Source organism: Nitrosomonas sp. (assembly GCF_021731985.1).
Taxonomy (GTDB): Bacteria; Pseudomonadota; Gammaproteobacteria; order Burkholderiales; family Nitrosomonadaceae; genus Nitrosomonas.
In genome coordinates, this window is sequence record NZ_JAKFWH010000085.1 from 1 (window position 1) to 10,664 (window position 10,664).

Here is a 10,664-nt window from a genome sequence, read left to right on the forward strand (position 1 = left end):
CCGTAGCTGATGAGGTGGAATTATATGAAGCCGCCTATTCGGTGCGCATGCCGATGATGCTGAAAGGTCCTACCGGCTGTGGTAAAACTCGTTTTGTTGAATACATGGCATGGAAATTAAAAAAACCTCTGATTACCGTAGCTTGTAACGAAGATATGACCGCTTCCGATCTGGTGGGCCGTTTTTTGTTGGATGCCAACGGCACACGCTGGCAAGATGGTCCGTTGGCTGTTGCGGCACGCTATGGCGCCATTTGCTATCTGGACGAAGTTGTTGAAGCGCGCCAAGATACCACTGTGGTGATCCATCCATTAACCGACAATCGCCGGGTCTTGCCATTGGAAAAAAAAGGCGAACTCGTTCATGCGCATGCTGACTTCCAGATTGTCATTTCCTACAATCCAGGTTATCAAAGCTTGATGAAAGACCTCAAGCAATCCACCAAACAGCGTTTTGGCGCACTGGATTTTAATTATCCTAACCATGACGTTGAAAGTGAAATTGTGGCGCATGAAACGGGTGTGTCCACTGAAATTGCCGAAAAACTGGTATCGATTGCGGAACGCGCACGTAACCTGAAAGGCCATGGATTGGATGAAGGTATCTCAACGCGTATGCTGATTTACGCCGGCAGTCTCATCGCCAAAAAAGTAGACGCCCATGCCGCTTGCCGTGTTGCTCTGGTTCGCCCTATTACTGATGATCCCGACATGCGTGATGCATTGGATGCGGCAGTCAGCACTTTTTTTAATTAAGAGTTTTGATAATTCTGAAATCTATCGATTGTTTTGTAAAAATAAACAGGTGCTCCCATGAGTATTAATCTGGATGACTACAAAGAATTACTGGAAGATTTAGAGCCAGAATCGGTTGAATTACTCAGGCATGCATGGCCGGAAGCCGTCAAAACTTTTTCGTCGCGTGGATTGGATAATTATCTGAAAGGTGCTTCGGCAATCCGCGGATTAGGGCGCGGACGCAGTCTGGTGGATTGTTGGATCGATGAAGTCCCATTGGTAGCCAAAGAAATTGGTGAAGACATTATCAGCGATCTGGCAACATCTGCACTTTCACTCGCCTCCAGAACTTCCGGCGCAGTGATTGAGCTGGTATTGGCCACTTCCCCCACTGCGGCAAAACGCCTCGGTGATGCGCAGCTATTCCAGAATTATCTGCAATTCCTGAATACTTTGATTGCACAAGCGCCGCGTGGTATGCGTCCGATGCTCAACAAATTGGATATTCTGTTTGGTCAACTGACTTTGGGCGGTTTGCGCCGCTGGGCGATGTGGGGCGCGCATGCGCATCGCACGAATTATGAAGAGCAGATCAAATATTTTGGACTGGAATCCAAGGAATCACTCGCGGTACTGCAAAAAGAACGCAAAGGCACCCTGTTTGTGGATGTGCAGCGCCGCATCAATATGTATCTGCGCGCACTGTGGGCACGTGATTTTTTCATGAAACCCACCTCCGGTGACTTTGAAACGCGCGAAGGTTACAAGCCCTATATCGAAAATTACTTCATTTACCTGCCTGATGCCTATGACAGCCATGCGGGTGTATCCGCCACCGAGGTTTATCGTGCCGCCGCCGCGCACGCTGCCGCGCATCTGGTGGAAACCAAACAACCGATCTCTGCGGAAGGATTGAGTCCGATGCAAATGGCGGTCATCTCCGTGATCGAAGATGCGCGCGTCGAAGCACTTGCCATCCGCCGCTTTCCGGGATTGCGTAAAACCTGGGCCGCTTTGCATACCGCCACGCCGGATAGGGCTGTCACCATGGGCGATTATCTCAATCGCCTGGCACGCGCTTTACTCGACCCGGATTATCAGGACAACGATCGCTGGATTATCGAAGGCCGCCAGCTTTTTGCAGCCGCACAAGACAAACTGGATACCTATCAAATCTCATGGGACATTGGCGTTCAACTGACGCATAGTTTTAGAGAAAAAAACATTCCCTTTGCTATGCTATCGGATCAACTCACTGCACCGTATCGCGACGACAATCGTTATTTCTGGGAATTTGAGGAATTTGATTTAAACAAGTCCCTATCGGCTGGCTATGAAGCACCCAAACAAATTCGCAAATATGTCAATGTGATGGAATTCGCCAACGAAGTCGAGGTGGAAACCGCCGGAGATGATGCGCAGGAAATCTGGGTTATGGGTACCGAATTTTTCCCTTATGAAGATACCGGCGTTTCCTACAATGATCTAGAAGGCAAAGAACCGGTGTCGGCGCCCTATCACTATTCCGAATGGGATTACCAGATTCAATTGGAGCGCCCGGATTGGGCAACTGTACAAGAAAAACGCCCGAAACTTGGCGACATACAATGTATCGACGACATCGCGCAGCAATACAAACGCGAAATCGCGCGCATGAAATTCTTGCTGGATGCCATGCAACCGCAAGGCACGCGCCGCATCCGCAAACTGGAAGACGGTGACGAAATCGACATCAACGCTGCGATCCGTTCGATGATCGACATCCGCATGGGCATGCAACCAGACCCCCGCATCATGATGCGCTCGGTGCGCAAAGTGCGCGACATTTCAGTGCTCGTGCTGCTGGATTTATCCGAATCGACCAACGAAAAAGTCGCCGGACATGATTACTCCGTGCTGGATCTGACGCGCCAAGCGACGGTACTGCTCGCCAACGCCATCAACAAAATCGGCGACCCTTTCGCGATTCACGGCTTCTGCTCGGACGGGCGCCATGACGTGGAATACTACCGCTACAAGGATTTCGACCAACCCTATAACGAAATCCCCAAAGCCCGGCTCGCCGGCATGACCGGGCAGTTGTCAACGCGCATGGGTGCAGCGATGCGCCACGCCACGCATTACCTTAAACTGCAAAAGTCTGCAAAAAAACTGCTGCTCGTCATCACCGACGGCGAACCCGCCGACGTCGACGTGCGTGATCCGCAATACCTGCGTCACGACACCAAAAAAGCCGTGGAAGAAGCCGGCCGTTCGGGCATCATCACCTACTGCATGAGCCTTGATCCGCGCGCGGATCAATATGTGTCGCGCATTTTTGGCGAACGTAACTATTTGGTGGTGGATCATGTGGAACGCTTACCGGAGAAATTGCCGGTATTGTATGCGGGGTTGACGAGGTAATTCAAACATTATGGGATCTGCTTTTGTAGTAAAAAGTAAGGCTTGCTGTGTTGTTAGTATGTTAGTGAGATTTGGTTTAGAATAGTTTTCAGTATGTATATACATACTGAAAACTTAATTTAAAGGGACATCATCATGAAGAATAATTTTGTAGAAAATTTTCTAAAGATTCTCGTTTTAGGATTTGGTTTCTTTTTTCTTTTGCAGAGCCAAGCAATTCTGGCAACGCCACTTTCAATCAATAAATGGAAGCCAGGGCACTATGTGAAGATTGAAGATTGGCAGTTAAACAATCCCACACAAATGGCAAATATATACAATGAATTAAGCACCACTCCGTCATTACGAGGAGTGAAGGTAGTTATTCTTTGGGGACGATACGAGACAAGGACGGGGGGGGTAAGTACTTTTAATTTTAGTCAATTGATCACTATTGCTAATGAGCTTGAAACTAGAGGTAAACACCTAATCCTGTCTTTTGCGTGGAGAACATTTACAGGTAGTGATGGAACTCCAGCTGCAGTTGCAGCTGCAGCTGCAGCTGCAAGTTTGATTGTGCCGAATGATCTGGCGATTACGACTGGTACGTACGGCGCTGGGACACCCCTTGAGCATATAACATTCGATAAATTGTTTGCTTACAAAGACAGTACAGGGGCAGTAAAGGGCTACAATCTGAAGTTATGGAAAGCAAGTGTTCCCTACCGGATTGGTCTGTTTATGCAAGCATTAGCGGGTGCTACAAACAGTAACAATGTATCTTTTGATAATAATAATGTATTAGTGCAGGTGAGTACCACAGAAAGCTCCATAGCACAACCTGTTGTGCCTTATGGTACGGGAACGAATAGTACGGGCACTGAAGCTCTGCAGGTTGCGGGGCAAATTGATGTTCTGAATAACATGAATACTCATTTTATATATACTCCTATTGTAGCAACACTTAACTTTCCAAGATGGCATGTAGCTAATATGGCATCAGGGGGAGCGTCATCGGTCCTGGCGATCGGGAAGTTTGGTTTGGGTACTCCGAATAGTCATTATGACAATTCTTTAAATACCACTGTTGGAAATCCTGGGGTGCTCACTTATTATCCAGGGCTAAGCAATACAGTATTGCTTGTTCCAGAAGTGCAAGGGGATGATTATGAAAGTGATTATAAACAACCCACTCCTACAACATATCCAGCTTATCTTGATATTTATCAACGGCTGAGGAATGATTTGGATGCCAACTATATCGTGTGGCAACGTAACTCCCCATTTTGGCTAGGAGGCAGTATTGGCGGAACACCAATTCCTAGTGTACTTAATTTTTTGCAGAGTCACTCAACTATTATTAGTGATGCTTCAGGTGCGGGCGGTTTAAATACAACAATGCCCTCGGCGCTTAAATAACTCATTGAGGTAGAGTCCCCGACTCTGCCCTGTCTCTTGATCACAACTCAGCGAGCACCGACTTGCTGAGCTGGCATCCATCAATACGTTCTCGCAAGCGAAACCAAAATAACAACCGTGGTCTAGAACAGAGCCTATTTTAGGCTCAAGCTCGATCGAATGCGCCGATGCCAGAAGGCGCATCAGTCCCATCATTCCATTCCATAATCTTCATGATTTTTGCTAACCAGAACGCCTTTTCGTCGGCGTGCTTCATGCTTACTCTTTTGTCTGAGAAGCTTCACCCAGCAACAACGCTTGGCCGTATTCCAGGAACTCATCCAAATGCGTTTCGATGATACTGATCAAGATGGGAAGTTGCAGCGCCTGATAGTCGTGCACGGCAATATTGCGAAAACCCACCATACGTTTGAGCTTATCGGCAAGCACGGTATCGACCCAACCACCCTGCGCCAACAGCGTAAAAACATCTCGCGCACTTTGCGGCACCCCCAGCTTTTCACGCCGAATTAGGTGTTGCCCCATGTCCAGCGCGGCTTCGCAAGCACGCTGAATGTTCAGGATGGCCGCATCTTGCCGGGTGAAATCTATGGGAAAAGTAGCCGGATTCTTTACATATTCCTCCCTCGCCCGCGCCACACAGCGCTCGATGGTGGCAGCCTTGTTGATCAGCACATCATCAGCCATACACCTTTCCCCTTTTTTGAATGTCGGATAGCAATCCGGCACGAGCAGTGTCCAGTTCCGTTTTCTCACTCAAGATGGCGGCCTCGAACAAAGCCGCTTGTACATCCAACGCCCACCAGCGCTGACCGGTGGTGATGACTTGATACTGCATCACGGTGGAAGCGGCACGCAGATCGAGTAAATCGACCGGGCAGCCAGCCACATCCGCCAGATCACCCGCCAGTTGTCCACAATACCAGAGGCTCGGCATAGCCCGCCACCAGCACCGCCAGGTCGAGATCGCTATCAATTTGTGCTGTGCCTTGAATGCGGCTGCCGAAAGCGTAGATGGCCAGCAGATTGGGCAAACTGGCTTGCAGCGTGGATGATGACAGCCTGGTTCACCATGCAAAGCAGCTTGTTCCAACAAACCAATCAGAGTAATCGCCAATTAATGGTTTCCTTTAGGAATAAACAAGGGTTTCCCCAATATACACAGTGCGTTAGTGAAGTTAAGATGGCATCGTTGGTTAAATAATTATCTGGAGGATACTTACCATGAAAGCACTAAAACTCTCATCACAACTACCACTGGCTGCGTTTATTGCGCTGGTCTTCTTCGCACAAATCAATTCGGCTAGCGCTTCACCAACCGATGCCGTTAGTGGCGACCATAATGCGGTAGCAAGACATTATGAAAATCTGGCTAATGACGCAAAAACAAGGCTACAAGAGAACCGGGCAATACTCGCGGAATATGAAGCACATCCTTATTATTACGGACGTCAAGGCCAGGATCTTCTGTCACACACGACTGCCAATATTCGCGAATACGAAAAGGCTTTGCAAGAAAACCTGAGTAATGCCAATCTCCACAAAAGAATGGCAGCAGAGTCTAATCAACGCGTCAATAAAGCAGCCATTAACTCAAATCATAAACTGTGATTTGACAGCAAAGAATTCAGATTTTTCTGCTCAAAAATGCCACAAATACAATCACCGGTTGATGCCGGTGATTGTTCTAATCAAAAAATCCATACTATCCTGTCTTGATAATTTGCTTTTTATTATTGCATTAATTGCGCCATCAACCAGTGCTGTAGTCAATTAAACAGATACTTTTCTCAATTCTTTTTCAAATTCTATCCGTGCCGTATTACCGAGTGTTGTCTGGATATGATTGGCATTTAGCAGAATCACTTGTTAAGAAAGCTATCATCAGTTATGTTTACGCCACTTTAATAATTTCTGACTGACCCGGTTACGCCAATAAAAGCGGCGAATCCGACCCACTGATAGACAAAATATTTACTTCTGTATTGAATTAAAAAGGATTGTTATGCTTTCCAGGCCAAAATTGCCAGCCCGTAAATTTCCTATTGCGGTTTGGGTTGGTGTCATCGCTGTTTTCATAGCATTCGGAACGTTGTATCGCACAAGCTCGCAAGGCGACTTATCCGAAACCTATCCGAAGGGTTTTCGCGGCGGCGCCTGCACCATCGAAACGGAAGCGCTGACTATCGGTTACTCGGGTTACTATCTCCCCAAAGATTATGAGTCCTCTGAGGATACAATCCGGTCACCATATGTACCCGTTCAATGCGGCAAAGTACCTGAGCCGGCGACACTGAATATTTCGATCGACCTGTTGTATCCGGAATCGGCCCGCGATTACCTGTTGGCAATGCGCTTAGTTCAAATAGAAGTGGATGAAAAAGAGAATCAGAAAGAACACGAGATACTATCGGTACCCGCACAGCAACATCGAACGGGAGTGATCACACTGGCATTTAAATTGCGCGAGCCAGGACAGTACATTTTGTATTTAAATGGCAAAAATACCGAAAATACAGATCTTCAAGTAAAAATCCCGCTACAAGTCGGCTTGAATTGGAAGGATCATCTTAGGAAGAATTTCTCGACATTCTTAAAGAATCACTGACAATCCTACGCACTCCTCAAGATAGCGGCTGTCCATAGCATGCCAAGCGAATAGATAATGTCGAGACACAGTTCTGGATTTAAACACATTTCTCTCAAATATCTTACGCTGCTTGCCGCTATTAACAGCATAAAAGTAAAGGAGAGATTTTATGGATGTTACAGGTATAGCAAATGTGGCCACGGCAATGGCTGATGCCAGCACCAATCAAGCAGTCGGTATTGCAGTGCTTAAAAAAGCGATCGATCTGAATGCTGCTGGTGCGCTCGCTTTGATTGAAGCGCTTCCAGATAATAGTTCCACACAAAATCTACCGGCACATCTTGGAAAAAATATTAATACGACCGCTTAGTCGTATATTTTTTCCGGCTAGTACAGCGCCACTTGAGTGGCGCTTTTTTTAGGAAATGTAATTTCCACTATTCTTTCGTGAGACTGGAGGTAATCATTTAATGCCCAGTTTTTGAAGTAAAGTTGCTATATTTTCATTTTTTACATACTTCCTTAAAGCCCTCTCCACCGCTATCATTCGTGCAGTATAAGATTGAATTCATGTCAGACTCAGAACTAAGATTGCCATATGAATATTAGAAATTAACTTGCAATTTAATTCTTTAAGCATGACGATTACCAATCTGACTCAACTTTATAATATAACTTCTCATGATTTCTGGATCCAATTTTAACCTGACGGCTTTCGATTCGTTGGAATCCCAGGAAAAACGGCTTTGCCTTCTCAGCAAAACAGCCGAAATGGGTGATTGGTCTCATACTTTCAAGACTGATATTACGACCTGGTCTGAGTATCTGTATGATTTTTATGAATTAGATAAAAACTATGATTGCTCAACCCTGCTTGAAAGTACTCATTTTTATCAGGGATATGAGAAAGAAAAAATGCTCGCATTGATTGCGCATGTCACCATAGAAAAAACAGAGCGAACCGAAGAATTTATGGTCGTGATGGATGATGGCAGATCCAAATGGCACACCACAACCATTTACCCAATGCTTGATGAGCAGGGAGGCCTAATCGGTTTATATGGCATTTTGCAAAATATCACAGCAAAAAAACAGGTAGCAGAAAATAAGAAGAAAGAGCATCTTCTCTACAATTACATACTCGATAGATTACCGCTCGAGCTGGTCGTTTTGAACAAGGAAGGCCGCTATATTTATGCAAATGATGCAGCCATTAAGAGCAAAGAGCGCCGTGGAATTATGATTGGAACCAATCCTAGCGAACATAGTGATCTCGGGAACTGGATCCCTGCTGTCGAATCCAGCCGCAATGAAGTCATGACAGAATGTATGGTCAATAAAAAATCAGTAACTTTTGAAGAAAGGCTTACTGACTCCGATGGTACAGAACGAACCTATATGCGCAACATGTATCCGCTTTTAGATGAAAACGGTGATGCAGAGCTGCTAATCGGATACGGCATGGATATCACCGCAAGAAAGAAGGGCGAATTGGAATTACAGCGAATGGCCATTGTTGCTGAGAAAACCAATGGCATCGTGATGATTACTGATCCAGAAAAGCGCGTGATATGGATCAATAACAGTTTTGAAAAGATCTTAGGGTATAAGTCTGAAGAGGTCATTGGAATTGATCCGGGAATATTTCTCCAAGGGCCGGAAACTTCTATCGAAACAATCTGTGAAATCACCCGCTCCCTAAGGGATACAGGCACATTCTCCGGTGAAATTCTGAACTATACAAAAAGCGGCGACAAGATCTGGCTTTATCTTAATATCGCTGCGGTTTACGATGACGCCGGTAAATTAATCAATTATGTGGCTGTCGAAAATGATATTACGCTTATTAAAATGGCGGAACAGCGGCTTCAGAAAGCTATGGAAAAGGAACGGGAACTCAATCGCTTTAAAACCCAATTCGTCAATCTGGCTTCACACCAGTTCCGTACTCCCCTTGCCACCATCCGTTCCAGCATTGATCTACTGGATCTGAAAACGGAATCAACCAACCTTAGTGCTCACTTTATCGAGTTCTTTCAGAAACACAAAGCGATTATGGCAGAGGAAACAATGCGCATGACGGAACTGATGGAAAACATTCTGGACATCGGTCGGATTGACGAAGGGAAAATAGAATTATCCAAAAGAAATCACTCATTCCAGCAATTTATGGATGCATTTGTTCAATCGAATTTTGAACCCAATGGACAGCAAAGAATGCTGAATTACCATTTTGATGCACCAGACTACATTATCAGCATGGATGAAATTCTGCTACGGAATATTTTACGCAACGTTGTGTCAAATGCTTTTAAATATTCTGAAAGTAAGAAAGCGCCTAAACTTACTGTTATCTTCCATGATAATTCTTATTTAATCACGATAAAGGACTATGGAATCGGTATTCCGGAAAAAGATCAGCCATTCCTGTTCCAGTCATTTTTCCGGGCATCCAATGCCAAGGCTTTTCCCGGGAGCGGGCTGGGACTTATGATTGCCAAAAAATTAATCCTTATACACGGTGGCGATATCAGTTTGGCAAGTAAAGCCGGAAACGGATGTACGGTAACGATTCAACTGCGTTTATAAACGGCGGCAATGAGCAATACGCAAATTCTTGTAATAGAAGATGAAAAAGCGCTACGCGAAAACATATCCGAAATTATTGCGCATTATGGTTTTCGTGTAATCTGCACGCCTACCGGCGAGGAAGGAATCACAATGGCATTGGTGTATATTCCGGATATCATCATTTGCGATATCATGCTTCCGGGAATTGATGGTTTTGAAGTATTCGCCAGAATAAAGCAGATCCCGCAATTATCATCTACAGCATTCATTTTTCTGACCGCAAAATCGACCCGCTCGGATACCCGCATTGGCATGAACATGGGTGCCGATGACTATCTCACCAAACCGTTTACGAAAGAAGAATTAGTCAATAGCATAAGGGCGCGGCTTGAGAAATTATCCAAAAAAAATCAACATCAACTGGAAAAAGATGAATTGATTGAGGCAACACTTGAAAAAATGACAAGCCTCACTAAAGCAGAACGCAAAGTACTGAATGCGATATCCGAAGGATTTACTACGCCGCAAATTGCCCTAAAATTGTTTGTGAGCAAAAAAACGATAGAAAACCATCGCGTCAATATTTCCCGGAAGCTCAATCTGAGCGGCCCCAATAGCCTGATTAGTTTTGCGCTGCTATTAAGAGCGCGACATTCAAACGATCCCTCTCCGAATAGCCAGACACCAACCGCCTCAAATTGATCCCCTGTCAAACAGCAATTTTTATTCATTTAAGACGAATTTGGAATCTCTTGATGTGGTCCAATAGACCCGGACACTCCAGTTAAGAGAAAATTGTCTTAATTGGAGGAAGAAATGGAAACGAGGAAACAATATACAAAGGAATTTAAACTGGATGCAATCAGTCTGGTTGTGGATCAGGGTCTTACGATAGCAGAAGCGGCCAGGAGCCTGGAAATCAGGGCTAACATGCTTGGGCGATGGATCAAGGAGAATGAGGCGGA

The 10,664-nt window shown here is 45.5% G+C and carries 12 protein-coding genes; 9 read left to right on the top strand and 3 right to left on the bottom strand.

Annotated features, from left to right (window positions below):
* From QZ942_RS12980 to QZ942_RS12990, 3 genes are all read left to right on the top strand, one after another.
* Positions 1-755: CbbQ/NirQ/NorQ/GpvN family protein (locus tag QZ942_RS12980; RefSeq protein ID WP_292996277.1), on the top strand; the 755-nt coding region annotated here is incomplete at its 5' end.
* 57 nt (positions 756-812) lie between these two features.
* Complete coding sequence (locus QZ942_RS12985) at positions 813-3,140, top strand: nitric oxide reductase activation protein NorD (protein ID WP_292996280.1); 2,328 nt, start codon at positions 813-815, stop codon at positions 3,138-3,140.
* A gap of 135 nt (positions 3,141-3,275) precedes the next feature.
* Entirely contained in the window at positions 3,276-4,538 is a 1,263-nt protein-coding gene (locus tag QZ942_RS12990; protein ID WP_292996281.1) for a hypothetical protein, read from the top strand.
* A 258-nt stretch (positions 4,539-4,796) separates the two neighbouring features.
* On the opposite strand, the gene QZ942_RS12995 is transcribed toward QZ942_RS12990, so the two are convergent.
* Genes QZ942_RS12995 through QZ942_RS13005 form a run of 3 tightly spaced genes read right to left on the bottom strand, consistent with a single transcriptional unit; the run spans position 4,797 to position 5,572 of the window.
* A complete protein-coding gene (locus QZ942_RS12995; protein WP_292996282.1) occupies positions 4,797-5,267 on the bottom strand; it encodes a DUF86 domain-containing protein in 471 nt (156 codons plus the stop codon).
* Positions 5,218-5,475: a hypothetical protein gene (locus QZ942_RS13000; RefSeq protein ID WP_292996283.1), complete on the bottom strand. Its 258-nt coding sequence runs from the start codon at positions 5,473-5,475 to the stop codon at positions 5,218-5,220. Before QZ942_RS13000 ends, QZ942_RS12995 begins: the two co-directional genes overlap by 50 nt.
* Positions 5,438-5,572 carry a nucleotidyltransferase domain-containing protein gene (locus tag QZ942_RS13005; RefSeq protein ID WP_292996284.1) on the bottom strand — a complete coding sequence of 45 codons (135 nt, stop codon included), beginning with the start codon at positions 5,570-5,572 and terminating at the stop codon, positions 5,438-5,440. Before QZ942_RS13005 ends, QZ942_RS13000 begins: the two co-directional genes overlap by 38 nt.
* A 190-nt stretch (positions 5,573-5,762) precedes the next feature.
* Between QZ942_RS13005 and QZ942_RS13010 the strand changes: the two genes are divergently transcribed.
* The 6 genes from QZ942_RS13010 to QZ942_RS13035 all read left to right on the top strand — a co-directional run.
* Positions 5,763-6,149: a hypothetical protein gene (locus QZ942_RS13010; RefSeq protein ID WP_292996287.1), complete on the top strand. Its 387-nt coding sequence runs from the start codon at positions 5,763-5,765 to the stop codon at positions 6,147-6,149.
* A 394-nt stretch (positions 6,150-6,543) separates the two neighbouring features.
* Entirely contained in the window at positions 6,544-7,146 is a 603-nt protein-coding gene (locus tag QZ942_RS13015) for a hypothetical protein (protein WP_292996289.1), read from the top strand.
* Positions 7,147-7,297: 151 nt separating this feature from the next.
* The gene (locus tag QZ942_RS13020; protein WP_292996291.1) at positions 7,298-7,498 is read left to right on the top strand and encodes a YjfB family protein; all 201 of its coding nucleotides are present in this window, start codon (positions 7,298-7,300) and stop codon (positions 7,496-7,498) included.
* A gap of 311 nt (positions 7,499-7,809) precedes the next feature.
* Positions 7,810-9,717 carry a PAS domain-containing protein gene (locus QZ942_RS13025; protein WP_292996294.1) on the top strand — a complete coding sequence of 636 codons (1,908 nt, stop codon included), beginning with the start codon at positions 7,810-7,812 and terminating at the stop codon, positions 9,715-9,717.
* 9 nt (positions 9,718-9,726) lie between these two features.
* Positions 9,727-10,401: a response regulator transcription factor gene (locus QZ942_RS13030; RefSeq protein WP_292996296.1), complete on the top strand. Its 675-nt coding sequence runs from the start codon at positions 9,727-9,729 to the stop codon at positions 10,399-10,401.
* Positions 10,402-10,515: 114 nt separating this feature from the next.
* Positions 10,516-10,664, top strand: a 149-nt coding sequence (locus QZ942_RS13035) for a transposase (RefSeq protein WP_292996299.1), incomplete at its 3' end; no start/stop codon positions are given.